This window comes from Tsuneonella deserti, from assembly GCF_014644315.1.
GTDB classification, from domain to species: domain Bacteria; phylum Pseudomonadota; class Alphaproteobacteria; order Sphingomonadales; family Sphingomonadaceae; genus Tsuneonella; species Tsuneonella deserti.
In genome coordinates this window covers 1,318,278-1,342,183 of sequence record NZ_BMKL01000001.1, presented here as the reverse complement: position 1 = coordinate 1,342,183, position 23,906 = coordinate 1,318,278, and the positions used below count along the sequence as shown (strand labels likewise).

The 23,906-nt window shown below is 64.0% G+C and carries 22 protein-coding genes; 8 read left to right on the top strand and 14 right to left on the bottom strand.

From position 1 onward, the window contains the following. Window positions 1–19 precede the first annotated feature (19 nt). The 4 genes from dnaE to IEW58_RS06320 are packed head-to-tail and all read left to right on the top strand — an operon-like array spanning window position 20 to window position 5,796. Window positions 20–3,490: a DNA polymerase III subunit alpha gene (gene dnaE, locus IEW58_RS06335; protein WP_188644354.1), complete on the top strand. Its 3,471-nt coding sequence runs from the start codon at window positions 20–22 to the stop codon at window positions 3,488–3,490. A 40-nt stretch (window positions 3,491–3,530) separates the two neighbouring features. Further along, entirely contained in the window at window positions 3,531–5,150 is a 1,620-nt protein-coding gene (locus IEW58_RS06330) for a long-chain fatty acid--CoA ligase (protein ID WP_188644353.1), read from the top strand. Then, window positions 5,147–5,371, top strand: coding sequence for a hypothetical protein (locus tag IEW58_RS06325; protein ID WP_188644352.1), 225 nt, complete (start codon window positions 5,147–5,149; stop codon window positions 5,369–5,371). The genes IEW58_RS06330 and IEW58_RS06325 overlap by 4 nt, the downstream gene beginning before the upstream one ends. Next, on the top strand, window positions 5,368–5,796 hold the full coding sequence (locus IEW58_RS06320) for a DUF1330 domain-containing protein (RefSeq protein ID WP_229658466.1): 429 nt from the start codon (window positions 5,368–5,370) through the stop codon (window positions 5,794–5,796). The genes IEW58_RS06325 and IEW58_RS06320 overlap by 4 nt, the downstream gene beginning before the upstream one ends. A gap of 9 nt (window positions 5,797–5,805) precedes the next feature. On the opposite strand, the gene cysK is transcribed toward IEW58_RS06320, so the two are convergent. The 4 genes from cysK to tyrS form a co-directional block, all read right to left on the bottom strand. After that, window positions 5,806–6,726 carry a cysteine synthase A gene (gene cysK, locus IEW58_RS06315; protein ID WP_188644351.1) on the bottom strand — a complete coding sequence of 307 codons (921 nt, stop codon included), beginning with the start codon at window positions 6,724–6,726 and terminating at the stop codon, window positions 5,806–5,808. Between the two features lie 16 nt (window positions 6,727–6,742). Beyond that, the gene (locus tag IEW58_RS06310) at window positions 6,743–8,008 is read right to left on the bottom strand and encodes an MFS transporter (protein ID WP_188644350.1); all 1,266 of its coding nucleotides are present in this window, start codon (window positions 8,006–8,008) and stop codon (window positions 6,743–6,745) included. Between the two features lie 62 nt (window positions 8,009–8,070). Continuing rightward, window positions 8,071–8,409, bottom strand: coding sequence for a PilZ domain-containing protein (locus tag IEW58_RS06305; protein WP_188644349.1), 339 nt, complete (start codon window positions 8,407–8,409; stop codon window positions 8,071–8,073). An 82-nt stretch (window positions 8,410–8,491) separates the two neighbouring features. Continuing rightward, window positions 8,492–9,700, bottom strand: coding sequence for a tyrosine--tRNA ligase (gene tyrS / locus IEW58_RS06300; protein WP_188644348.1), 1,209 nt, complete (start codon window positions 9,698–9,700; stop codon window positions 8,492–8,494). A 47-nt stretch (window positions 9,701–9,747) separates the two neighbouring features. Here tyrS and IEW58_RS06295 point away from each other — a divergent pair, with 47 nt between their 5' ends. From IEW58_RS06295 to IEW58_RS06285, 3 genes are all read left to right on the top strand, one after another. Next, window positions 9,748–10,275 (top strand): DOMON-like domain-containing protein, encoded by a 528-nt coding sequence (locus IEW58_RS06295; protein WP_308419259.1) that lies wholly within the window; start codon window positions 9,748–9,750, stop codon window positions 10,273–10,275. Then, entirely contained in the window at window positions 10,272–11,471 is a 1,200-nt protein-coding gene (locus IEW58_RS06290) for an exo-beta-N-acetylmuramidase NamZ family protein (protein WP_188644346.1), read from the top strand. The genes IEW58_RS06295 and IEW58_RS06290 overlap by 4 nt, the downstream gene beginning before the upstream one ends. Before the next feature lie 94 nt (window positions 11,472–11,565). Beyond that, window positions 11,566–12,849 carry a spinster family MFS transporter gene (locus IEW58_RS06285; RefSeq protein WP_188644345.1) on the top strand — a complete coding sequence of 428 codons (1,284 nt, stop codon included), beginning with the start codon at window positions 11,566–11,568 and terminating at the stop codon, window positions 12,847–12,849. Between the two features lie 4 nt (window positions 12,850–12,853). Here the strand turns inward: IEW58_RS06285 and IEW58_RS06280 are convergent, their stop codons facing one another. The 3 genes from IEW58_RS06280 to IEW58_RS06270 are packed head-to-tail and all read right to left on the bottom strand — an operon-like array spanning window position 12,854 to window position 15,266. After that, entirely contained in the window at window positions 12,854–13,657 is an 804-nt protein-coding gene (locus IEW58_RS06280) for a lipid II flippase Amj family protein (protein ID WP_188644344.1), read from the bottom strand. 51 nt (window positions 13,658–13,708) lie between these two features. Further along, on the bottom strand, window positions 13,709–14,056 hold the full coding sequence (locus IEW58_RS06275) for a hypothetical protein (RefSeq protein WP_188644343.1): 348 nt from the start codon (window positions 14,054–14,056) through the stop codon (window positions 13,709–13,711). A 28-nt stretch (window positions 14,057–14,084) separates the two neighbouring features. Beyond that, window positions 14,085–15,266 carry a vWA domain-containing protein gene (locus IEW58_RS06270; RefSeq protein WP_188644342.1) on the bottom strand — a complete coding sequence of 394 codons (1,182 nt, stop codon included), beginning with the start codon at window positions 15,264–15,266 and terminating at the stop codon, window positions 14,085–14,087. Window positions 15,267–15,401: 135 nt separating this feature from the next. On the opposite strand from IEW58_RS06270, the gene IEW58_RS06265 reads away from it, so the two are divergent. Further along, on the top strand, window positions 15,402–16,799 hold the full coding sequence (locus IEW58_RS06265; RefSeq protein WP_188644341.1) for a methyl-accepting chemotaxis protein: 1,398 nt from the start codon (window positions 15,402–15,404) through the stop codon (window positions 16,797–16,799). A 12-nt stretch (window positions 16,800–16,811) separates the two neighbouring features. On the opposite strand, the gene IEW58_RS06260 is transcribed toward IEW58_RS06265, so the two are convergent. The 7 genes from IEW58_RS06260 to parE all read right to left on the bottom strand — a co-directional run bounded on the left by IEW58_RS06260 (window position 16,812) and on the right by parE (window position 23,836). After that, window positions 16,812–17,105, bottom strand: coding sequence for a PilZ domain-containing protein (locus IEW58_RS06260; protein ID WP_188644340.1), 294 nt, complete (start codon window positions 17,103–17,105; stop codon window positions 16,812–16,814). A 98-nt stretch (window positions 17,106–17,203) separates the two neighbouring features. Then, on the bottom strand, window positions 17,204–17,860 hold the full coding sequence (locus tag IEW58_RS06255) for a hypothetical protein (RefSeq protein ID WP_188644339.1): 657 nt from the start codon (window positions 17,858–17,860) through the stop codon (window positions 17,204–17,206). A 53-nt stretch (window positions 17,861–17,913) separates the two neighbouring features. Continuing rightward, the gene (locus IEW58_RS06250; protein WP_188644338.1) at window positions 17,914–18,765 is read right to left on the bottom strand and encodes an AAA family ATPase; all 852 of its coding nucleotides are present in this window, start codon (window positions 18,763–18,765) and stop codon (window positions 17,914–17,916) included. A gap of 122 nt (window positions 18,766–18,887) precedes the next feature. Continuing rightward, complete coding sequence (locus tag IEW58_RS06245; protein ID WP_268237122.1) at window positions 18,888–19,910, bottom strand: response regulator; 1,023 nt, start codon at window positions 19,908–19,910, stop codon at window positions 18,888–18,890. A gap of 17 nt (window positions 19,911–19,927) precedes the next feature. Then, window positions 19,928–20,365, bottom strand: a complete 438-nt coding sequence (locus tag IEW58_RS06240; protein WP_188644337.1) for a response regulator — start codon at window positions 20,363–20,365, stop codon at window positions 19,928–19,930. Beyond that, entirely contained in the window at window positions 20,362–21,867 is a 1,506-nt protein-coding gene (locus IEW58_RS06235) for a sensor histidine kinase (protein WP_188644336.1), read from the bottom strand. The genes IEW58_RS06240 and IEW58_RS06235 overlap by 4 nt, the downstream gene beginning before the upstream one ends. Further along, window positions 21,860–23,836, bottom strand: a complete 1,977-nt coding sequence (parE, locus tag IEW58_RS06230) for a DNA topoisomerase IV subunit B (protein ID WP_188644335.1) — start codon at window positions 23,834–23,836, stop codon at window positions 21,860–21,862. Before parE ends, IEW58_RS06235 begins: the two co-directional genes overlap by 8 nt. Window positions 23,837–23,906: the final 70 nt, after the last annotated feature.

The following is a 23,906-nucleotide window of genomic DNA, read 5'->3' as shown; positions in this document are numbered from 1 at the left end:
TTCCCTAATCTCCAGCACGATGGCCTACGCCCCCTTCGTTCCCCTTCGTGTCATGTCGAGCTACTCCCTGCTCGAGGGTGCCGTCGATCCCAAGGAAATCGCGCTTATCGCGAAGCAACGCGGCTTTCCGGCAACCGGAATCTGCGACCGCAACGGCCTGTACGGTGCGGTGCCCTTCGCAGCTGCGTGCTTCGAGAAAGGCATCCAGCCCGTCGTCGGCGCGCTGCTGGGCCTGGCACGGGACTCGAGTGGCGAGGTAATCGACCATCTGCCGCTGTTCGCTCAGGATGAGGCCGGGTATCAAAACCTTTGCCACCTCGTCAGCAAGGCGCATCTGGAACGTCCGCTGGAGCTCGACGCGCACGTTCACCTGGCAGACCTCGAGGGCCACACCGATGGGCTGATCGCGCTGACCGGCGCGGGGGAGGGGGCGCTCACCCGTCTCCTGGCCGATGGAAGGCAGGAAGCGGCTGAAGCGCTGTGCGATCGCCTCGAGGCGTTCTTCCCCGGCCGCCTCTACATCGAGCTGGCGCGCAGAAGCAGCGCGACTTGCGATGCAGCAGAAGACGCCCTGATCGGCCTGGCCTACGCGCGTGACCTGCCATTGGTTGCGACCAACCCCGCGCAGTTCGGCGATCCCCATTTCCATGGCGCGCACGACGCGATGCTGTGCATCGCGGGCTCGACCCACATCGATGCTGCCGAACGCCCGCGGTCGAATCCCGAAGCGTTCATCAAGTCCGCGCCGATGATGCAGGAGCTGTTCCCGGACCTGCCCGAGGCGCTCGCCAACACGTTGGTGATCGCGCAGCGCTGCGCCTATGCGCCGCCCAGGCGCGATCCGATCCTGCCCAGCCTCGCCGGTGATCTTGAAGGAGAGGCGCGCCTGCTGGCGGAGGATTCGCGCAAGGGGCTTGCCGCCCGGCTCGAGAAATACGGCGAACTGTCCGACGAGGAACTGAAGGTCTATGCCGACCGGCTCGAATTCGAGATCGGCGTCATCAATCAGATGGGCTTCCCGGGCTACTTCCTGATCGTCGCCGATTTCATCAAATGGGCCAAGGAACAGGGTATTCCGGTCGGTCCGGGGCGCGGATCGGGCGCCGGGTCGCTGGTGGCGTGGTCGCTGACGATCACGGATCTCGATCCGATCCGGCTCGGCCTGCTGTTCGAACGCTTCCTCAACCCCGAACGCGTTTCGATGCCCGACTTCGACATCGACTTCTGCGAAACCCGCCGCGGCGAGGTCATCCGCTACGTCCAGTCGAAATACGGCCACGACCACGTCGCGCAGATCATCACCTTCGGCAAGCTCAAGGCCCGCGCGGTGCTGCGCGATTGCGGACGCATCCTGCAGATGAGCTACGGACACGTCGACCGGCTCTGCAAGATGGTGCCCAACCATCCGACCGACCCCTGGACCCTGCCCCGGGCGCTCAACGGTGTCAGCGAGTTCAAGCAGGAATACGACAATAACCACGAAGTGCGCCGCCTGCTCGACCTCGCGATGCAATTGGAAGGCTTGCCGCGCAACAGCTCGACCCACGCGGCGGGCGTGGTGATCGGCGACCGGCCGCTGGCGCAACTCGTCCCCCTGTATCGCGATCCGCGGTCCGACATGCCGGTGACGCAGTTTGACATGAAGCACGTCGAAGGCGCGGGGCTGGTAAAATTCGACTTCCTGGGCCTGAAGACCTTGTCGGTGCTGCAAAAAGCGGTCGAGCTGCTCGCCATGCGGGGGATCGAGATAGACCTCAGCGCGCTCGCGCTGGACGATCCGGCGGTCTACGACCTGCTCAAGAGCGGCAACACCGTTGGCGTGTTCCAGCTGGAATCCGAAGGCATGCGGCGCACGCTGACGGCGGTGAAGCCGACCAATTTCGGCGACATCATCGCGCTCGTCTCACTCTACCGCCCCGGTCCGATGGACAACATCCCGCTGTTCGGCAAGCGCAAGAGCGGTGAGGTGCCGATCGAGTACCCGCACGAGAAACTGGCCGGCATCCTCGGCGAGACCTACGGAATCTTCGTTTACCAGGAACAGGTGATGCAGGCGGCGCAGATCCTCGCCGGCTACTCGCTCGGGGAAGCGGACCTGCTGCGGCGGGCGATGGGCAAGAAGGTCCAGGCCGAGATGGACGCGCAGCGCCAGCGCTTCGTCGATGGCTGCGCCAGCGTGTCGCAGATCGATGCGCGCCGCGCCAACGAACTGTTCGACTTGATCGACAAGTTCGCCGGCTACGGCTTCAACAAGAGCCACGCAGCCGCTTATGCCCTGCTGGCTTACCAGACCGGGTGGCTCAAGGCGCATTACCCGGAAGAATTCTATGCCGCTTCGATGTGCTTCGACATGCACCAGTCTGAAAAGCTGGCGGTGTTCGTCGACGATGCGCGCCGCTCCGGCATCGTCATCGCGCCGCCGGATGTGAACCGGTCCGAAGCCGAGTTCACGGTCGAGCGCACGGACGACGGGTATGCGGTCCGCTACGCGCTCGCGGGCATCCGCAACGTCGGTGAAAAGGCGATGGAGGCCCTGGTGGCGGAGCGCGAGGCCCACGGGTGGTACGAGTCCGTCGAGGACCTGTTCGGGCGATTGCCGAAAGGGACGATGAACTCGCGCCAGCTTGAAGGACTGGTCGCGGCCGGCGCGCTCGACACGCTCGAGCCCAACCGGGCCCGGCTGTTCGCCAACGTGGACTTGCTGCTGGCAGTGACAGAGGCGGCCAATCGTGAGCGCGAAAGCGGGCAGGGCGGCCTCTTCGGCGGCGAGGCGCAAGCCGACAGTGCGCTGCGCCTGAAAGACGCCGAAGAGTGGTCCCGCTCCGAACGCATGGCGCGCGAACGGGACAATTTCGGTTTCTACTTCTCTGCCCACCCGGTCGAACAGTACCGCGCCATCGCATCGGCCAACGGTGCGCGCAGCTATGCCTCGCTCATGACTGGCGGGGGACCGGCCGGCGGGCGGGCCCAGGCGGTCATGGCGGCGATGGTCGAAAAGGTGAATCGCGGGCGCACGCGGCGGGGCAAGGACTTCGTGCGCGCCGATTTCTCCGACAGCAGCGGCCAGTTCTCAGCCGCCTGCTTCGAGGAATCGCTGGTCTCCAATTTCGTGAAGTGGGCCGAAGACGGAACCAGCGTTTTGCTAAATGTCGAACTCGACAGTCCCAGCCCCGACGAGCCTCCCCGCATCACCGTTCGCGGCGCCAGGCCGTTGCGTGACGTGAAGGCCGGTGCGCGCATGATGCTGACGGTCGACATAACCTCGGCGGACGCGGTCCAGGCGCTGCACGGCCTGCTCGAAACTGGTGCGGACGGACGCGGCGAGGTCAGGGTGCGCCTGCGTACGGGAAGCGAGCATGAGCCGCAGTTGATCCTGGGGCGCAATTATCAGCTCGATGGCGAGCTTGCCGAACGCTTGGCAAGCGTTCCCGGACTTGCCAATGTGCAGCTGTCCACCCAGCGCGCGCCGAGCTTGCGCCTGGTGGCCTGAAGCCCCGCGGATCGGGGCGCGCAAAAGGGAGAGTTGCGCGATGCTAGGAGGGATGCAGGACTGGGACCTCGTGGTGACCCACCTGATTGACCACGCCGCGCGAGAATACGGCCAGCGCGAGCATGTGACCCATTGGGCCGACGGGACGCGTACCCGGACGACCTGGGCAAACGTGCGGCGCGATGCCTTGAAGATGACGCAGGCCCTTGCGGCGGCGGGGATCGGCAAGGGCGATCGGGTCGCCACCCTGGCGATGAACCACGCCCGTCACCTGGTTTCCTGGTATGGCGCGGTGGGCGTTGGCGGGGTGCTTCACACGGTCAACCCCAGGCTGTTCGACGAGCAGCTGGAATATATCGTCAATCATGCCGAAGACCGTGTCCTGCTATATGACGCCGCCTTTCAGCCGATCGTCGACCGGATGCGCGACCGGTGGCCGACGATCGAAACCTACGTCTGCTTCGATCCGCCGGCAGGGTCCGCTGCTCTCGCCTTCGAGGACTGGATCGGCGCGCATGACGGCGACACCGTATGGACCAGGGTCGATGAGCGCGATCCGTGCATGTTATGCTACACCAGCGGCACCACCGGGCACCCCAAAGGCGTGCTCTACGAACACCGCTCGACCATGCTTCACGCGATGGCGGGGGTGCAACCGAACATCTTCGACCTCGATTCGCGCGCGGTCATGATGCCGATCGTGCCGATGTTCCATGCGGCAAGCTGGGGCCTGCCGTGGTCTGGAGCAATCCCCGGCGTCAAGTTCGTTTATTCGGCGGTCAATGACGCGGCGGTGCTGTGCGACCTGTTCGAGGCCGAAGGCGTGACTCATTCCGCAGGGGTCCCGACTGTCTGGCTGGGAATGTTCCAGTACCTCGATGCGCAGGGCCGCGATGTGCGCGACATTCCCACGCTCAAGACGGCCGTCATCGGCGGCTCCGCCGCTCCCCGCTTCATGATCGAACGCCTGATGAAGAACGGCGTGCGCGTGGCCCATGCATGGGGAATGACCGAAACCTCGCCGATCGGGACGACGGGCGCCTATCCCGCGAGCTGGGACGGCATGAGCTTCGAGGACAAGGTGGACCTGGTCCAGAAGCAGGGGCGTCCCGCGTTCGGGGTGGAACTGCGGTGCGTCGATCTTGGCGATCCCGACATGGTGTTACCCCGCGATGGCAAGACCTCCGGCGCGCTGCAGGTTCGTGGTCCGTGGGTCATCAAGCGGTATTTCAGGGCCGAGGAGGATGCCGTCTCTCTCGACCAGTGGTTCGACACCGGCGATGTCGCCGTCATCCATCCCGATGGCACCCTCCAGTTGACCGACCGCACCAAGGACGTGATCAAGTCGGGCGGCGAATGGATCAGCTCGGTCGAGCTGGAGAACGCAGCCGTAGGCCACCCCGCCATTGCCGAAGCGGCGGCGATCGGCATCGCACATCCGCGGTGGGACGAGCGACCGATACTCGTGTGCGTGACCAAGGAAGGCTGCGAAGTCAGCGCGGCCGACGTGCTGGCGCACCTGAGCGACAAGGTCGCCAAGTGGTGGCTGCCCGACGCGATCGAATTCGTCGATGAAATCCCGCACACGGGCACAGGCAAGATCAGCAAGAAGGACCTGCGCGAGCGGTTCCGCGACTACCGCCTTGAGGATGCGGCGTGAAGCAGGCCTTCAGGGCGTTCCTGGGCATGGTCCTGGGGCTGGCGACGGTCCTGTTCGGCCAGCTCACAATCGAGAACTCGGCGTGGTGGATGACGGGCGGCACAGCGACGTTCGACGATCCGTTGTTTAACGCGATCAAGTTCGCAGTGGCCGTGGCCGCAGGAATTGCGGTCGCGGGCGGGATCGCGCTGGCCCCGAAGCGCCGCCGGAGGATGCTGTGACCGTATTCATCGATCCCTCGCGCGCCAACTTCGACGCTTTCAAGGCGCTGCCTCGCGACGAGCCGATCCATATGCTGAACCTGCTCCGCTATCGGGATCAAGCGGACTATCCCGAAGGGCACGAGAACGCCGCCAAGGGATGGACTGGGCGGCGCGCATACGAGGAATACGGGAAGACCAGTGGCCCCATCTTTCGCCGGGTTGGCGGCGCGATGGTCTGGCGCGGACTGTTCCAGACGATGGTCACCGGTCCGGATGAGGAGCGCTGGGATGACGGCTTTATCGCGCAATATCCCAGCGCGGCCGCATTTCTCGAAATGATCAAAGACCCTGACTACCAGCGAGCGGTCGTGAACCGGACCGCCGCGCTGGTAGACAGCAGGCTGGTCCGGTTCGAGCCGCAGGCCGCGGGCAGCGGGTTCTAACCGCCCAGATCAGGCCTCGGGCAGGAAATCGGGCACGGACAGGTACCGTTCACCGGTATCGTAGTTGAAACCCAGTATCCGCGCTCCGGCGTCCAGTTCGGGAAGCTTTTGCGCGATCGCGGCGAGCGCCGCCCCGCTCGAAATGCCGACCAGCAGTCCTTCCTCGCTCGCACAGCGGCGCGCCATTTCCTTCGCATCGGCCGCATCCACCTGGATCGCACCGTCGATCGCCTGGGTGTGGAGATTGCCCGGAATGAAGCCCGCGCCCAGGCCCTGGATCGGATGCGGTCCAGGCTGTCCTCCGCTGATCACGGGCGAAAGCGACGGCTCGACCGCGTAGGCCTTGAGGTGCGGCCATTCGCGCTTCAGCACTTCGGCGCAGCCGGTAAGGTGTCCACCGGTGCCGACACCGGTTATCAGCGCATCGATGGGGGAGTCCGCGAAGTCCGCGAGGATTTCCTGCGCGGTGGTGCGCGCGTGGACTGCGACGTTCGCGGGGTTGTCGAACTGCTGCGGCATCCAGCCGCCCGGTGTTTGCGCGACGAGTTCCTGCGCGCGCGCGATGGCCGCCTTCATGCCGCCTTCCTTGGGCGTGAGATCGAACTTCGCGCCGTAGGCCAGCATCAGGCGCCGGCGCTCGACGCTCATGCTTTCGGGCATCACGAGGATGAGCTTGTAACCCTTCACGGCGGCGACCATCGCAAGGCCGATGCCCGTGTTGCCGCTGGTCGGTTCAATGATGGTGCCGCCCGCGGCGAGCGCTCCGGAACGCTCCGCATCTTCGATCATCGCGAGCGCGATCCGGTCCTTGATCGACCCTCCCGGGTTGCCCCGTTCGTTCTTTACCCACACCTCGTGATCCGGAAACAGGCGGCTCAGACGGATGTGAGCGCTATTTCCGATCGTGGCGAGGACGCTGTCGGCTTTCATCATGCTCTCCTGGGTTTCATGCGGTGCTGGGGGATGGAGGGTCAAAGGTCTTGGCCCGCCGCAGTTCCGGGAACAGCCGGGACCAGGCGAGCGTGATGGCAATGGCGGCGACGCCCCCGAGAACGACCGCACCCACGGGGCCGAGCAGCGACGCCATCAGCCCCGATTCCGCTTCCCCAAGCTCGTTTGAAGCGGAAATGGTCAGCGCCGATACCGCTCCCACGCGCCCGCGCATCTCGTCAGGCGTATGAAGCTGGATCAACGATTGCCGGACATAGACGGATACCATGTCGGCCGCGCCCGCAACGATCAGGGCGCCAAAGCTCAGCCAGAACCATTTCGACAGCCCGAAAGTGAGGATCGCGAGAGCGAAGATCACGACCGCTCCGAGCATCTTGGTTCCCACGTTTCGCTTCATCGGACGAATGGAGAACCACAGCGAGCCCGCGGTTGCCCCGATCCCCATGCCTGCCGCGAGCAGGCCGAATCCATCGGCCCCCACGTGCAGGATGTCGCGGGCGAAAACCGGCAGCAGTGCGGTCGCCCCGGCGAGAAGGACGACGAACAGGTCGAGCGTGATAGCGGCCAGCACCAGGCGGTTGTTGCGCACGTAATTGAAGCCGTCGATCACCCGGTGGATCGGCCGCCGATCCTTCTGCACGGGAGGCTGGGGCACCCGGCCGATCATGAATATCGCCAGCAACGCCGCCAGGAACATGCCCGAAATGGTCACGTAGGCGACGTCCGGATGAATGGCGTAGAGCACGCCGCCGATGCTCGGACCGACGATGGTGCCGGTCTGCCATGCGATCGAGCTCACCGCGATTGCGGTCGGCAAGCTTTCTCGCGGGACAAGATTGGGGGCGAGGGCAGAGAATGCCGGACCTGAAAACGCCCGGGCGATGCCGACGAACACCGCCGCCCCGAACAGGAACGGCAGGGTGAGATCACCAGCCCATGTCAGCACGCCGAGCACCGCGGCGTTGATCGTGAGCAGTGCCGTCGTCGCCCGGACGATTACGCGCCGGTCGAAAGTATCCGCCACGAGGCCTACGACCGGGGTCAGCAGGAACAGCGGCACGAACTGTACCAGGCCGATCATGCCCAGGAGGAACGCGGCCTCCCTGATGTCCATGGTTTCGCGGGCGATCCCGTAAACCTGCCAGCCGATGATGATCGCCTGCGCGCTGATCGCGATTGTCGCCAAAAGGCGGGACACGAAATAAGCGCGGAAATATGCGATCGTCAGAGGGTGAGGGGCATCGCTCACCGGCAGGCCCATGGCAGGCGGCAACGCCCTTGCCAAGCGAGGGTTTGCGTTTCAGCCGCGCAGGAAATCTTGTCCTAGCGCGCCCGGCGCAGACGGGGATTGGGCTGGAGCGCCTCTATGATGCGCATGAAATCGTCGAGCCGGATGATCCGTTCGAACTGGAAGCCCGCGCGCTCGTCGCGGGTCCAGATGACATAAGCCTCGATGCGGCCGATCTCGGGCAGGCGTACGATAACGCGGTCCCCGCGCGATACCTGGGGCGAGTTATCGACCATGAAACCATGCGCCGAGAGATTGGCGATATGCAGGTTCACGTCGCCGCGTTCGTGATGTTCGGCGATAACCGGAAAATCGACCGGGTGCCGCGCCGCGCGGCGCAGGTCGGTGACAGACAGCTGAGCTCCAACAGTCACAGTACCACACCCTCCGATTATCCCGTTGTCCGAGAAGTCCGGTAGGCTTCAATCGCTGATTTTGCGTTAAATTGCTCCTGCCTCAGCGCAGGATTCCGTGCCGTTTCTTGCCCAGGCTGATGCGGCCGTCGTGCGCGGGAGCGGCAGGATCGACGATGGTTTCCCCGTCCAGCTTGACGGCTCCTTCGGCCACCTTGCGTTTGGCCTCTCCATTGGAGGCGGTGAAGCCGAGCGCGGTCAGCGCGGCGGCGATGGTCATGCCGGGCTCCAGCTCGATGGTGGGCAGGTCTTCCCCCGCTCCGCCTCCGGCGAATGTGGTGGACGCGGTTGATTCGGCGGACTTCGCCGCCTGGTCCCCGCGCACCAGCCGGGTCACTTCGTTGGCCAGCACGACCTTGGCGGCGTTGATTTCGGCGCCCTGGAGCGCTTCCAGACGTGCGACTTCGTCCAATGGCAGGTCGGTGAACAGGCGGAGGAATCGACCAACGTCACGGTCGTCGGCGTTGCGCCAGAACTGCCAGAAATCGTACGCCGGCAGTTGCTCCTCATTGAGCCAGACGGCGCCCGCGGCGGTCTTGCCCATCTTCGCCCCGTCCGCCGTGGTAAGCAGCGGAGTGGTCAGGCCGAACAGTTCCGTCCCATCCATACGGCGACCGAGCTCGACCCCGTTGATGATGTTGCCCCATTGATCGCTTCCGCCCATCTGGAGCCGTACGCCCATCTCCTTGCTGAGATGGCGGAAGTCGTACCCCTGCAGGATCATGTAGTTGAATTCGAGGAAGGTCATCGGCTGCTCACGCTCCAGGCGCAGGCGGACCGAATCGAAGGTGAGCATGCGGTTGATCGTGAAATGCGTGCCGACCGTCTGTAGCAGCTCTATATAGCCCAGTTTGCCGAGCCAATCGTGGTTGTTGACCATCACCGCGTCGGTGGGGCCGTCGCCGAACACCAGCAGGTTCTCGAATGCGGTGCGGATGCCGGCGATGTTCGCCTCGATCGCTTCGTCGGTGAGCATCTTGCGGCTCTCGTCGCGTCCGGTGGGGTCGCCGATCCGGGTGGTGCCGCCTCCCATGACGACCACCGGCTTGTGACCAGCCTGCTGCAGGCGCCGCAGCATCATGATCTGCACGAGGCTGCCGACGTGGAGCGAAGGCGCGGTCGCGTCGAAGCCGATGTAGCCCGGCACGATCTGGCGCGCTGCGAGGGCGTCCAGCCCCGCGGCGTCGGTCGTCTGGTGGACATATCCGCGGCTTTCCAGCACGCGCAGGAGATCGGATTTGTACTCGCTCATCGCGGGCGGGCGGTTAGCACGAGGGCGGGAACATGCAAACGCATCGGTTGAAGGCGCACCCGGCGCATCCGCCGGCGCGCGTATCGGCGATCGAAGCTCGCGTGATAGGTTTCGATGCGGATTGGTTGCGCGTACGCTGGCGTATCGAAGACGCGCACTCGCTGGTGGTGCCCGCCTTCGCCGGCCGTGGCCGCGCCGATGAGTTGTGGCGCGCGACATGTTTTGAGCTGTTCCTGCGGCCTGTTGGCGGCGAAGCCTACGTCGAGCTGAACCTGTCGCCATCCGAGCGCTGGGCCGCGTACGAATTCACGGGATATCGCGACGGCATGAGCGATCGCCCGGCCTCGCGCGAACCGGATTGCACCATGCGACAAGGCAGCAGCTTCGCCATTTTCGATGCGGCAATCCCGCGCGACGTGCTGCCCGCTCTCCCGGCGTCCGCCAACTTCACCGCCGTGATCGAGGAGCACGGCGGGGTAGTGAGCTACTGGGCCATCACGCACCCCGAGGCCAAGCCCGATTTCCACGACCAGTCTTGCTTCGTCGCCGAGCTTGCGCCACCGCGGCGCGCATGAAATTCGGCATCGACCGGCTCTTGAGCGAGCCCGATCTCCTGCAGCAACTGTCCGGCCGCCGGGTCGCGCTGGTGGCCCATCCCGCTTCTGTCACGGCGGACCTGACGCATAGCCTCGATGCTTTGATCGGTGCCGGGGTCAACGTAACGAGCGCCTTTGGTCCACAGCACGGCCTGAAGGGCGATAAGCAGGACAACATGGTGGAGACCGCGGACGAACTCGATCCGAAGTACGGCATCCCGGTATTCAGCCTCTATGGCGAAGTCCGCCGCCCCACCGGGCAGATGATGAGCACCGCCGATGTGTTCCTGTTCGACCTGCAGGACCTGGGCTGTCGCATCTATACCTTCGTCACAACGCTGCTTTACCTCCTTGAAGCCGCCGCAAAGGGCGGCAAGGCGGTCTGGGTCCTTGACCGGCCCAACCCTGCGGGGCGGCCGGTAGAGGGCACCTTGCTGCAGCCGGGCCAGGAAAGTTTCGTCGGTGCCGCGCCGATGCCGATGCGGCACGGACTGACGATGGGCGAGATGGGCCACCGGTTCATCCGTCAGTTCAAGCTCGATGTGGATTACCGGGTGATCGACATGCACCACTGGCTGCCCGAGGCAGGCCCGGGCTTCGGCTGGCCGGAGGACAGGGTGTGGATCAATCCCAGTCCCAACGCCGCGAGCATCAACATGGCCCGCGCATATGCGGGCACCGTAATGCTGGAGGGAACCACCCTTTCGGAAGGGCGCGGGACGACCCGCCCTTTGGAGGTCCTCTTCGGCGCGCCCGACGTGGACGCCGGCGCGGTGCTGGCGGAAATGCAGCGGATCGCGCCGAACTGGCTGGAAGGCTGCGCCATCAGGCCTTGCTGGTTCGAGCCGACCTTCCACAAGCACGCCGGACGCCTGTGCAATGGGCTCATGGTCCATGCCGAGCGCCCGTTCTACGAGCATGAGGCGTTTCGTCCCTGGCGGCTCCAGGCACTCGCCTTCAAGGCTATTCGACGGACATACCCGGAATACGATCTGTGGCGTGACTTCCCCTACGAGTACGAAACAGAGCGCCTCGCAATCGACGTCATCAACGGAGGTCCGGGCTTGCGCGAATGGGTCGATGACGAGTGCGCGGAACCGCTCGACCTCGATACCGCGGCCGCGTCCGACGAGGCTCGCTGGCGGGATCAGGTCGCCGACATACTGCTTTATTGAAGACAGGTCAGCGGTTTGCGCTTGACCGCGTCGCGCTGGTCCCCGAACCTTGCTCCGTGACGGCGCCAGAGCGTCGCGAGAGAGAGGAAATCGAATGGCAAGCGCTCCGGCAACCGAGGCCGGGCGGCGCGGGGTCACGGCGACGCTGTGGATCCTGCTGATCGTCTATATCTTCAATTTCATCGATCGGCAGATCGTCAATATCCTGGCGGAGCCGATCGCCAAGGACCTGGGGCTCAGCGACACGCAGATCGGACTGCTGACCGGGATCGCGTTTGCCCTGTTTTACACCGTCCTCGGGCTCCCGATCGCCCGTTACGCGGACAGACCGACCACCAACCGGCCGCGGCTGATCGCACTTGCGCTGACCATCTGGTCGGGGATGACCGCGCTCTGCGGGCTCGCCAGCAGCTTCCTCCACTTGCTCCTCGCGCGCGTCGGCGTGGGGGTGGGCGAGGCGGGCTGCACCCCGGCGGCGCATTCGCTGATCAGCGACATCGTGCCCAAGGAGCGACGCGCCTCCGCGCTTGGCTTCTACGCGCTTGGGATCCCCATCGGCTCGGTGCTCGGCATGATAATCGGCGGGCTGCTGGTCGATGCGCTGGGCTGGCGGCATGCGTTCATGATCGTCGGGTTGCCGGGAGTCCTCATGGCACTTGTGGTGTTGGTGTTCCTGAAGGAGCCGCGCCATCACATGCACAGCCGCGGAACGGTCCCGCCGCCATCCATCGACAGCCGCCAGGCGTTTAAGGCTATTTTCGGTAGCCGTGCGATGGTCCTGCTGCTCACTGCAGCCTCGTTCGCGGCGTTCCTCAGCTACGGGAAGGCGACCTGGGCGACGATATACTTCCAGCGGACGTATGGTCTCTCACCGGGGCAGGTCGGGCTCTACTTCGGCTTCGTCAATGGCGCGGCAGGAATCCTCGGCACCTGGGCGGGTGGCAAGATCGCGGACCACTTCGGAGCCACCAATCGTCGCCATGTGCTGACCGCGCCTGCAGTCGGAATGGCGCTTGTCGCGCCGCTCGCGATACTCGGCTACGCAATGGCCGACTGGCGCGTGGCGCTGGCCGTGCTGTTCGTGCCGACATTCCTTGGCTCGCTCTATTACGGTCCCACTTATTCGAGCGTGCAAGGCCTCATCACCCCTAGCGCGCGAGCGATGGCGGCAGCGGTGCTGCTTTTCTTCCAGAACCTCATTGGCCTCGGTCTCGGCCCGCTCTTGTTTGGCATGCTGTCGGATGCGATCAAGCCGACATTCGGCGCCGACAGCGTTCGCTGGGTGCTCTACCTCGGCAGTTTGATGAGCCTGATTCCCGCGTTCTTCTTCTGGCGTTGCAGCTTGCGATTGAACGAAGAACTCGACCGGGAAGGCTGAGCGATCAAGCGTAGATGGCTACCCATGCGACGAGGGTAGCCGCCGGCAGAAACAGCGCCTGTGCCACGACGGTGCCGACGAGCCGGCTGAACGAGATCCATACGATCGTGCGGCGGAACAGTGGCTCATCAATCCGTCCCTCGACCACGTCATCGGTCATCACGGAGAGTTGCGGATCGATCAGCGCGAACAGGAGGATAGTTGCAAACCCGTTGATCACGGCGGAAAGCTGGCTCGCGGTCACCCGGAACTCCGGCGCGAGGTAGCCGGCGTAAAGCGACGCGACGACGCCAACGGTGAGGAGCGCCTGTGCCAACGCATTCGCGACAAGCACCGACCACGATACCCCGAGCGGTTTGCGCAAGGCAGAGATCTGGCCTCGCGCCGGCAGGGCGATTTCCTCGCGCACCGTGTGCAAGCCCGCTGGCGTGATCGAGCGCAGAATGAGCTTACCGGTCGACCGGTGTCGCTGGAAATGGCCGATCGCGCGGGCGAACAGCCGCTGTCCCGTAGGCACTAGCACGATGCCGATGAATACCGCCAGCGAAGCGCTGAGCAGCACCAGCCTGAAATCGCCCGCCAGGGCCTCGCCTCCGCCTTCCAGCAGGCGGCGCTCGATACGTTTGGCAAGGAAAGGCCCGAGGAAGCCGTTGGCCGTGCGCGAGACAAGTACGAGCACGTTGAAGAGGGCAAAGCTCATGGCGATCCTGCGGGTCCGCACACCCGCGATCCGCGCGGCATAGGCGAGCGTGCCGATCAGGTTGATCCCGAAGGTCAGTATGCAAATGACGAGAAGCTGAGTATCCATCTTGCGCGCCCCTTAGGCGGCAAGAGAGCCGCGCGCTACGCCTGTTCCTCCTCAGCGAGCGGGTTCGAGGCGAACCGGACCTTCCGCCGGGGCGGGAAGGGGGCGCAAATCGTTGATATCGTACCTCATCACCATGACGGGGCAGTCATCGATGCGCTTGTCGACCGCGGCAATCAGGAGCGGGCGTTCGGCGCTGGCCGGAACGTGGTCCAGTCTGGGTTGCCCGGCGGCGCTGCGGACCTGTTCGATGCGATCGGCGCATTCCTTCTTGGCCACGGCGGTCTCGAGGCTGCTCCATCGCTGAGCCTGCTCCCGGTAGCCAGGCAGCATGGTATCCGGCTCGACCGTGGGGGCCGCAATAGCCGCAGCCGAACACAAGGGAAGTAACATCAGTCGCATGAGCGGCACTCCTCGGGGCGATCCTGTCTCAGCCCTGCTTGCGGCTCAACTCCCGCATCGCTTCGTCCAACCCGTCGAGGGTAAGGGGATACATCCGGTCGCTCAGCAACTGCTTGATGAGCTTGGTCGACTGCGAATAGCCCCACTGCTGCTCGGGCACCGGATTTAACCAGACGGTCGCGGGGTAAGTGCTGGTGACACGGTGCAGCCAGGTTGCGCCGGCTTCCTCGTTCATGTGTTCGACGCTGCCACCGGGATGAGTGATCTCGTACGGGCTCATCGCCGCGTCACCCACGAACACGATCTTGTAGTCGTGCCCGAACTTGTGGAGCACGTCCCAGGTTTTCGTTCGCTCGGCCCAGCGGCGTCGGTTATCCTTCCACACGCCTTCGTAAAGACAGTTGTGGAAGTAGAAGAATTCCAGGTTCTTGAATTCGGCGGTGGCGGCGCTGAACAGCTCTTCCACCAGCTTGATGAACGGGTCCATCGATCCGCCTACGTCGAGAAACAGCAGCAGCTTCACCGCATTGTGCCGCTCGGGCCGCATGTGGATGTCGAGCCAGCCCTGCTTGGCAGTGCCTTCGATCGTGGCCTCGAGATCGAGTTCGTCGGCGGCGCCCTCCCGCGCGAAGCGGCGCAGGCGGCGTAGGGCCATCTTGATGTTACGCGTGCCAAGCTCGCGGGTATTGTCGAGGTTCTTGAACTCGCGCTTCTCCCATACCTTGAGAGCGCGCTTGTGCTGGCTCTCACCGCCGATACGAACACCTTCGGGATTGTAGCCGCCGTTGCCGAACGGGCTCGTCCCGCCCGTTCCGACCCACTTGTTGCCCCCCTGGTGGCGCTTCTGTTGCTCCTCGATCCGCTGTTTGAGCGTCTCCATGATCTCGTCCCACGAGCCGAGCGACTTGATCGCCTCCATCTCTTCCGGGGTGAGAAACTTTTCGGCGACGGCCTTCAGCCACTCTTCCGGGATATCGACTTTCTGCTGGCCGTAATCAGTCAGGATTCCCTTGAACACCTTCTGGAAAACCTGGTCGAACCGGTCGATCAGTCCCTCGTCCTTCACGAAAGTGGCGCGCGAGAGGTAGTAAAAGGCCTCCGGCGTCTGCTCGATGACATCCTTTTCCAGCGCCTCGAGCAGCGTAAGGTGCTCCTTGAAGCTGGCCGGGATCCCGGCGGCGCGTAGCTCGTCGACGAAGTTGAAGAACATGAGAGAAAGCATATCGCGCGCGGTCGGTTTACGCCAGCGTAAAGCCGGACCCTTCCGTGTGACCGCTTAAAGCTTCGCTAACCATGGGGCCCTAAGCCATGCGCAACACCACGCGAAGGGGCGCACGCAGGCCGAATGGAACACCAGCAAATCAACGTTGCCGCAGGACACGGAATCGAGCGCATTTCCGCCAGCTGTGGCGAGGTGACGGTCGGTTGTACCGATGTTGCCGGCATCATTCATGCAGTCATGGTCTCGTCAGAGAAACTGCGAGACGAACACTCCGCCCTGCAGGAAACGGTGGCGGGCCTCGAAACGGACCAGATGAAGGTTGCTCAAGCGAGCGACGAAGCACGATTGCTTTCCGAACGCGCGATCGAGCGGCTTTCCGAAGGCTCCTCGCTCATCCAGTCGTCGCTCGACCAGATTACCGGTCTGCTCGAACTGGTCGAGACCCTTACCCAGCACGTCACCGGTTTCGCCGCGGCGATGGCGCAGGTCCGCCGCAGCGCCCAGGAGATCGAGCAGATCGCCGAGACCACCAACATCCTGGCCCTCAACGCGACCATCGAAGCGATGCGGGCCGGGGATTCGGGCCGCACTTTCGCCGTCGTGGCCAGCGAGGTGAAAAGCCTTGCCAACGACACCCGGCGGGCGACCGAGGAGATTGGCCGGACTATCGATACTCTGGGCCAGGAAGCCGATGAAGTGATCGCGAAGATCGAGCGCGGCGCGCGCGAGAGCGGGGCCGCCAAGGCCTCGGTGGGCCAGATCCATCACACGATGCGGTCGGTGAACGAATTGATCGTCGAGGTCGATGGCCAGAACGACCAGATCACCCGCGCGACCGCCACCATCAGCAATCATGTTCATGCGGTCCAGACGGTGCTAGATTCGTTCGACCGCGCGGCAGTGGACAACGAAACCAAGCTTTCCGCGGCTCATACGCGGATCGAAAACCTCGAGCTGACCGCCAGCGCCATGTTCGACGAGATCGTCAAGGCCGGCCTTTCGCCCGCGGACAGCGCGATGGTCGACAAGGCCCAGGGCTTCGCCCGCGAGATTGTCGAGCGTGCCGAAGCCGCCCTCTCGGAACGCCGGCTAACAGTGGATGCACTGTTCGATCATTCCTACCGCGAGGTTCCCGGCAGCAATCCGAAGCGGTTCCGGACAGCACTCAGCGATTGGGCCGACGCCAACTGGCGCCCGGTAAACGATCGCGTCGTGGCTGAAGGCGGGGCGGTCAAGATGTGCAGCCAGGCCGACATGAACGGGTTCCTGCCGACGCACATCACCGACCGGTCGCGCGCGCCCACCGGCGACCTGGCGCACGACACCAAGTACTGCCGGAACGGCCGCATCCTGCTCGACGCGATCGATCGGAAGGCAAAGAGCAGCACCGCGCCCTACATGATGGCGGTCTATCGCCAGGAAGGCGACGGCATGACTTACGAGATCGTGCGCAACGTGTACGTGCCTCTCGTCATCGACGGCCGGCGCTGGGGCGACTTCGAGCTTGCCTACGTCCTTTAAAAGAGCGGGCGCCTAGCGCGTCAACCGCAGGCGAATATGGTCGAAGGTGGGGCCGTAAAGGCGGTTCTGGAATTCGGCGCCGACATATCCCCCTTCCTGCCAGCGAACCGTGGCGGGGAAGGGACCAAGCGTTTCGATGCGAAGGGTGATTTCCGAGCCTGGCAGAAGGCTGGAGAACTTGTCGAAGAAGCGGCATCCCGTTTCCGACAAATCCTTGATCGGAACGTCGCGCTTGATTCCCGCGGGGGTGCGATAGTGGCCCCATACTTCCACCGGGTGCCGGCCGTCTTTCCGCCCCTCGCCCATACCGTCACCTCGCCTGCGCCCGCTGCATCTATTTAGCTTGCAGGTGATCTACCCAGCTTGGATGACGAACCGCAACGCATTTCAGGCGCGGTGAATACCTAAGTCGCGGCGCTCGCGGCGCGGGAAGACCAGACCTGCCAAGCTGACCAGAGCAGCATCGCGATCCACGCGACCGCGATCGTCCCTACCGCCGCCTCGCCCCAGTGGAATGGCGCGGTGAGACCGACAGGAACTGCGAGGAGCGGCGAAACGCAGAAGAGTCCGAGCAACCAGGCACGCTGGCGCATCAATGCCGCCGCGGCAAAACCGCTCGCAAGTGCCAGCAAACCGAACTTGGTCCACACGGGATACGGCAGAAAACCCAGCTCGCTTTCAGGGGACGCGAGTTTCCGGGTCATGGACAGGAGCAGCGCGTTTTCCACCGCGTCGGCAAGAGCTGCGAGTGGGCCAAGAGCGCCGGCGAGCCACCAACCCGTTGTGCCGGTGGAGCGGGCCGTGGAAGCGAAGAACGCCAGTACGAACGAGCCGTATGCGATCATGAATACGTAATCGAAGAGGTTGCCGCGATCCATCGAGGTGATGCGCAGCCCTCGCGAGGGATCGCCGGGTCCACCAAAGATGCCTTCAAGGTCCGCAGGGGTGCGAGCGAACTCGAAGGCCAGCACCGGACTGGAGATCGGCGCACCCGGTATCGGATGCGCCAGCCCCTGGGGCAGGATCAGTGAAAGGCATTGCGATACGATCAGCGTCGCCACGCCCCAGCAAAGACAGGCGCGCCAGCTCCCCCAGCCAGCGCGAAGCACTCGCCTCAGGCGCCCTGGCGCCGCGCCATGAAGGCAAGCCGCTCGAACAGCATAACGTCCTGCTCGTTCTTGAGCAGCGCGCCATGCAGCGGCGGAATCGCCTTCGTTGGGTCGCGGTCCTGCAACACTTCGAGCGGCATGTCCTCGTTCAGCAGCAGCTTGAGCCAATCGAGCAGCTCGCTGGTCGAAGGTTTTTTCTTGAGACCGGGCACGTCGCGGATTTCGTAGAACACGTCCATCGCCTTCGAGACGAGGATCTTCTGGATGCCGGGGTAATGGACCTCGATGATCTCGCGCATGGTGTCACGGTCGGGGAACTTGATGTAGTGGAAGAAGCAGCGGCGCAGGAACGCGTCCGGCAGTTCCTTTTCATTGTTCGAGGTGATGACCACGATGGGCCGTTCCTTGGCCGCGATAGTCTCCTGCGTTTCATAAACGTCGAAGCGCATGCGATCGAGTTCCTGCAGCAGGTCGTTCGGAAACTCGATGTCGGCCTTGTCGATCTCATCGATCAGCAATACCGGGAGCTGGGGCGAGGTGAAGGCGTCCCACAGCTTGCCGCGCTTGATGTAGTTTCTGATGTCGTGAACGCGCTCGTCACCCAGTTGGCCATCGCGCAGGCGGGCCACGGCGTCGTATTCGTACAGCCCCTGGTGAGCCTTGGTTGTCGACTTGACGTTCCATTCGATGAGCGGGGCGTCGATCGCCTTGGCGATCTCGTAGGCAAGAACCGTCTTTCCGGTGCCTGGCTCGCCCTTGACGAGCAGCGGGCGGCGCAAGGTCACCGCGGCGTTGACGGCGACCTTCAGGTCCTCGGTCGCAATGTAGCTGCTGGTTCCCTCGAAACGCTCGACCATACCCGGTTTTCCTTTCCCGCTTTACGTAAGCGGTAAGCGGCAAACCGCGCAACTGCAAGCGCGGGTTGCTCCACCAGTAGGGTTCGTGGGGAAAGGGATCGGGCACCTTGCCGGGCCAGGCCTCAGTCCCGTTCGGAGGCCTTCTTCACGGTGATCTGCATCGCAGTGCCGCGGCTTCCGTCCAGCATCACCACCTTTGTGCGGAGGCTTCGCGCGATGGCATCCACGATGCGGGTGCCGAAGCCAGTGCCAGCCGGCTCGCTTCCCTTGCGAATGCCTTGGCCATCGTCCTCCACGGAGAGGGTAAACTCCCCATCCGCTACGGCCTTCAACGTGATCGAAACCCGGCCTCGCTGACCTGGCTCGAAAGCGTATTTGGCCGCATTGCTCACGAGTTCGTTGACGATCACGCCGATCGATACGGCGGTATCGGGTGTCACGGTCACCGGATCGGCCGTCAGCGATATCTCGATCGGTGCGGGCAGGCTCTGCCGCAGGTCTTCCACGAGCGTGGCCAGGTAAGCGTCGAGATCGATCGTGTTGAGATCGCCGCGAGTGTAAAGCCGCTGGTGAACTTTGCTGATCGCCTTGATCCGGTTCTGGATGTCCTCAAGGGCGGAGCGGACGGCGGGCTCCTTCGACTGCTTGCCCTGCATCGAAACGAAACTGAGCACCATCTGCAAGCTGTTCGAGACGCGGTGGTGGACCTCGCGGACCATCATTTCGAGCCGCTCGTTTGCCTCGCGAAGGTTGCTTTCCGCCAGTCGCTTTTCCTGCTCGAGCCTGTCGCGGGACAATGCCTGGCGGAACCGCCCGTCGAGCATGTCGAAGAAGCTGTCGCCAACGGTCTTCACCACGAAGTCCAGCGCGCCGGCGTGGAGCGCCTTCACCGCAACAGCGGTGTCATCGTTGCCAGTGACGAACACCACCGGCGGGTGCTCTTCCAGCGCCACGATGTCTGACAGCATCTCGAGCCCGCTTCGGCCCGGCATGGAGTGATCTATCGCGACAAGGTCGAACTCCTCCTCACGAAGGCGTGCCATCCCCGTCTCGGCATTTTCCGCCACTTCGACCACGAAACCACGCCTGATAAGGGCGCGCTGCGTCAGACGGCGCAGGCCGTCGTCGTCGTCAACGTAGAGGATCCGCGGGCCGGCTATTGCTACTCAACCTCGGGGACCTGGATCACCGCCAGGAAGAGGCCCAGCTGGCGGATCGCGTCAGCAAAGCTTTCATAGTTGACCGGCTTGGTGATGTAGACGTTACAGCCGAGGTCATAGCAGCGCTGGATCTCCACCTTGTCATCGGTCGTAGTCAGGACGACCACGGGAGTGCGCCGCAGCCTGGGGTCGTTCTTGATCTTCTCGAGGATGGCGGTGCCGCTCATGTCCGGCAGGTTGAGATCCAGAAGAACCATCACTGGCGCGCCGCTGGACGGGCCGGCCGGATCGTTGTGCAGATATTCGAGCGCGCTGGTGCCATCAACGAAGTGACGGATGTCGTTCGATATGCCGGCGCGTCGGATATTCTTTTCGATCAGCCGGGCGTGGCCTTCGTCGTCCTCGATCATCACGATGCCGACTGCCTGATGCGCATTCATTGAGTGGTTTCCACAAATCGTTCCGGCAGGGAAAGCGTGAACACGGCGCCTTCGTCAAGCGCGGATTCAAGCGTGATCGTGCCCCCCAGCCTATAGGCGAGCGCCCGCACATTGGCCAAACCGATGCCTTCGCCAGGCTTGTCCTGGGTCCCGGCCCGACGGAAAAGGTCGAACACCCGCTCGTGGTCGGCCCGATCGATGCCGCGGCCGTTGTCGCGCACGGCGATCTGAACGGTCTTCCCCACTTTCTTGCCGGAAACCGTGACCTCGCCCGGCCGGCCTGGCGCGAGATACTTGATCGCGTTCTCGGCAAGGTTGGAGATAATCTGCTCGACTGCCACCCGGTCGCTTTCGACGTCCGGGATTGCCTCGACCACAACCTCGGCCCCTGCGTCCTGTGCGCGCTGGTGAAGGGAGGCGACTACCCCGTCCACCAGCACGTTCATGTCGAGACGCTCGATGACGAGCGGCCGGCGGCCCTGCCGCGACAGTTCGAGGATCGAATTGATGAGCCGATCCATCTTTTCCGTCGACTTGCGGATGAAGTCGAGCGCTTCGGGCAAATCCTCATCCACCGCAAGCCATGCCTCCTGGTCCCGCAATTCGGGATGACCCTCGAATGTCCGCTCGAGGAAGTCGCGGATCGTCCGGCGGGCGAGGTCCAGCTCGGAGGTGAACCCGAGGACATTGACGAGGGGAGACCTCAAATCGTGGCTGACGATGTAGGCGAAACGCTGGATTTCGGCGTTGGCTCTGGTGAGGTCGGCCGTGCGGTCCGACACCGCCTGTTCCAGGCCCTCGTTCACCTCCCGCAATCGCTGCTGCGCGCCCGCCAGTTGCCGATTGTAGCGCAGCAGGAGAAGGACGACCGCCGCCAGCGTGACGAACAGCAGCAACGTCGCGAGTCCGCCGAGGAGGTAGAAATTGCGCTGCGAAGTAATCTGGGCGCGGTTGCGAGCGAACAGGCGGTCTTGCTCCGCCTCGAGGATCTGGTCCCCTATCGCCCGGATGCGGCGTGCGACCATCGTCCCCGGCTCCTTGCCTTGGGCGATCGCTTCCGCCTGACTGGAGATCGTGCGCGGGGTGAGAATGGTGTCGCTCATGATGCCCGCCCGCCGCGATTCCAGGGCCCTGATAGTCTGGATTCTCGCCATCTGGGCAGAGTCGTCGGACAACAATCGCTCAGCCTCGTTGAGCTGGTTGGCAAAGTCTTTCTGCGCTTTTTCGACGATCTGCACGAAAGCGGAGTTGGGAGCGAGGAGGTAACCCCGGCGCGCCGTTTCGATCCGCTCGTTGAGCGCCGTCACGTGATTTACCACCGTCTCGGTCTGGAGCGATTGCTCGACCCGCCGATTGCTGCGCGACAATGCGCTCGTCGCCAGAAAGACTGCCGAAATAGCGATGATGAGCAGGCCGGCGCTGAGCGACAGCAGCACCACGATCGGCCGGTTGTGCACCAGGTTGTGGAGGTTGGCGCCGACAGCGAGTTTGCGCTCAGGCATCGATCAGGTCGCGATCGAACTCGGCGGCATTGTTCTGGATGAAATTGAAGCGGTGCTCGGGGTTGCGGCCCATCAGCTGATCGACCAGCTCCTTGATCGCGTGGCGCTGCTCGTGCTCGGGCGGAAGGGTGATGCGGATGAGGCTGCGGGTCGCCGGGTTCATGGTCGTCTCGCGCAGCTGCTGGGGGTTCATTTCTCCCAGGCCTTTGAAGCGGGAAACTTCGACCTTCTTGCCCTTGAAAAGCGTAGCCTCGAGCTCGGCGCGATGCGCATCGTCGCGGGCGTATGCGCTCTCCTTGCCCGCAGTGAGGCGGTACAGCGGGGGCTGAGCCAGGAACAGGTGCCCGCGACGCACCACTTCCGGCATCTCCTGGAAGAAGAAAGTCATCAGCAGCGTCGCGATGTGCGCTCCATCGACATCGGCATCGGTCATGATCACGATGCGGTCGTAGCGCAGCGCATCGGGATTGCATTCCTTGCGCGTCCCGCACCCCATCGCGAGCGTCAGGTCGGCGATTTCGCTGTTGGCGCGGATCTTGTCGGCGCTGGCAGACGCAACGTTCAGGATCTTGCCGCGGATCGGCAGGATCGCCTGCGTCTTGCGGTCGCGAGCCTGCTTGGCGCTGCCCCCTGCGCTGTCGCCTTCCACGATGAACAGCTCTGTCTCGCCGTCGCCCTCGCCGGTACAGTCGGTCAGCTTGCCCGGGAGGCGGACCTTCCTCGAGTTGGTGGCTGTCTTGCGCTTGATCTCGCGCTCGGCCTTGCGCTTCAGCCGCTCGTCCATCCTTTCCATGACCGAGCCCAGGAGCGCACGCCCGCGCTCCATGTTGTCGGTCAGGAAATGGTCGAAGTGATCTCGCACCGCGTTCTCGACCAGCCGTGCAGCCTCGGGCGACGTAAGCCGGTCCTTCGTCTGGCTCTGGAACTGAGGGTCGCGGATGAATACGCTCAGCATGATCTCCGAGCCGGTGATCACATCGTCGGCAGAGAGATCCTTGGCCTTCTTCTGCCCGATCAAATCGGCAAAGGCGCGCAAGCCCTTCGTCAGAGCGGCGCGAAGACCCTGCTCGTGCGTTCCGCCATCGGGCGTCGGCACGGTGTTGCAGTACCAGGAATACGATCCGTCGGACCACAGCGGCCACGCGATGGCCCACTCCACGCGGCCTTGCTCATCGGGAAAATCCTGGGTGCCCGCAAAGGGCTGGGCGGTGACGCACTCGCGCCCGCCGATCTGCTCCGCGAGGTGATCCGAGAGGCCCCCAGGGAATTTGAAGACCGCTTCCGCGGGCACTTCCTCGGTCGAAAGCGAAGGCGCGCATTTCCAGCGAATCTCCACCCCAGCGTAAAGATATGCCTTCGATCGTGCGAGCTTGAACAGCCGCTTCGGACTGAACTCGCGAGCACCGAAGATTTCGGCGTCGGGGGTGAAGCTGACGGTAGTGCCGCGGCGGTTCGGTGTCGACCCAAGCTTTTGCAGCGGACCCAGGGTCGCCCCGCGCGCAAATTCCTGAGCATAGAGCTGGCGGTCGCGCGCGACTTCCACCCGGGTGTGACTGGAGAGCGCGTTCACGACGCTCACGCCGACGCCGTGAAGCCCGCCGGAAGTCGCGTATGCCTTGCCCGAAAACTTGCCGCCCGAGTGCAGCATCGAAAGTATGACCTCGAGCGTGGACTTGCCGGGAAACTTGGGGTGTTCGGCCACGGGCATGCCTCGGCCATTGTCCGCGATGGCCAGGCGGTTCCCTTCTTCGAGGCTCACCTCGATCCGCGTCGCGTGTCCGGCGACGGCTTCGTCCATCGCATTGTCGAGCACTTCTGCGGCAAGGTGATGCAGCGCGCGGTCGTCCGTTCCGCCGATATACATGCCGGGTCGGCGGCGAACCGGCTCCAGCCCCTCGAGAACTTCGATCGAGGACGCGTCGTAGTCGCCGCTCGAAGCAGGGGTGTTGGCGAAGAGATCATCTGACATGGGCAAGGGCGGCTATAGGCGGCGGGCTCGCCGCGCTTCAAGCAGGCGCGCGAGTTATCGTCAGCCGCTG

Coding starts and splice junctions, on each gene's coding strand:
- dnaE (WP_188644354.1), top strand. CDS start 20: ATGGCCTACGCCCCCTTCGTTCCCCTTCGTGTCATGTCGAGCTACTCC.
- IEW58_RS06330 (WP_188644353.1), top strand. CDS start 3,531: ATGCTAGGAGGGATGCAGGACTGGGACCTCGTGGTGACCCACCTGATT.
- cysK (WP_188644351.1), bottom strand. CDS start 6,726: ATGAAAGCCGACAGCGTCCTCGCCACGATCGGAAATAGCGCTCACATC.
- IEW58_RS06310 (WP_188644350.1), bottom strand. CDS start 8,008: ATGGGCCTGCCGGTGAGCGATGCCCCTCACCCTCTGACGATCGCATAT.
- tyrS (WP_188644348.1), bottom strand. CDS start 9,700: ATGAGCGAGTACAAATCCGATCTCCTGCGCGTGCTGGAAAGCCGCGGA.
- IEW58_RS06290 (WP_188644346.1), top strand. CDS start 10,272: ATGAAATTCGGCATCGACCGGCTCTTGAGCGAGCCCGATCTCCTGCAG.
- IEW58_RS06285 (WP_188644345.1), top strand. CDS start 11,566: ATGGCAAGCGCTCCGGCAACCGAGGCCGGGCGGCGCGGGGTCACGGCG.
- IEW58_RS06280 (WP_188644344.1), bottom strand. CDS start 13,657: ATGGATACTCAGCTTCTCGTCATTTGCATACTGACCTTCGGGATCAAC.
- IEW58_RS06275 (WP_188644343.1), bottom strand. CDS start 14,056: ATGCGACTGATGTTACTTCCCTTGTGTTCGGCTGCGGCTATTGCGGCC.
- IEW58_RS06270 (WP_188644342.1), bottom strand. CDS start 15,266: ATGTTCTTCAACTTCGTCGACGAGCTACGCGCCGCCGGGATCCCGGCC.
- IEW58_RS06265 (WP_188644341.1), top strand. CDS start 15,402: ATGGAACACCAGCAAATCAACGTTGCCGCAGGACACGGAATCGAGCGC.
- IEW58_RS06260 (WP_188644340.1), bottom strand. CDS start 17,105: ATGGGCGAGGGGCGGAAAGACGGCCGGCACCCGGTGGAAGTATGGGGC.
- IEW58_RS06250 (WP_188644338.1), bottom strand. CDS start 18,765: ATGGTCGAGCGTTTCGAGGGAACCAGCAGCTACATTGCGACCGAGGAC.
- IEW58_RS06240 (WP_188644337.1), bottom strand. CDS start 20,365: ATGAATGCGCATCAGGCAGTCGGCATCGTGATGATCGAGGACGACGAA.
- IEW58_RS06235 (WP_188644336.1), bottom strand. CDS start 21,867: ATGCCTGAGCGCAAACTCGCTGTCGGCGCCAACCTCCACAACCTGGTG.
- parE (WP_188644335.1), bottom strand. CDS start 23,836: ATGTCAGATGATCTCTTCGCCAACACCCCTGCTTCGAGCGGCGACTAC.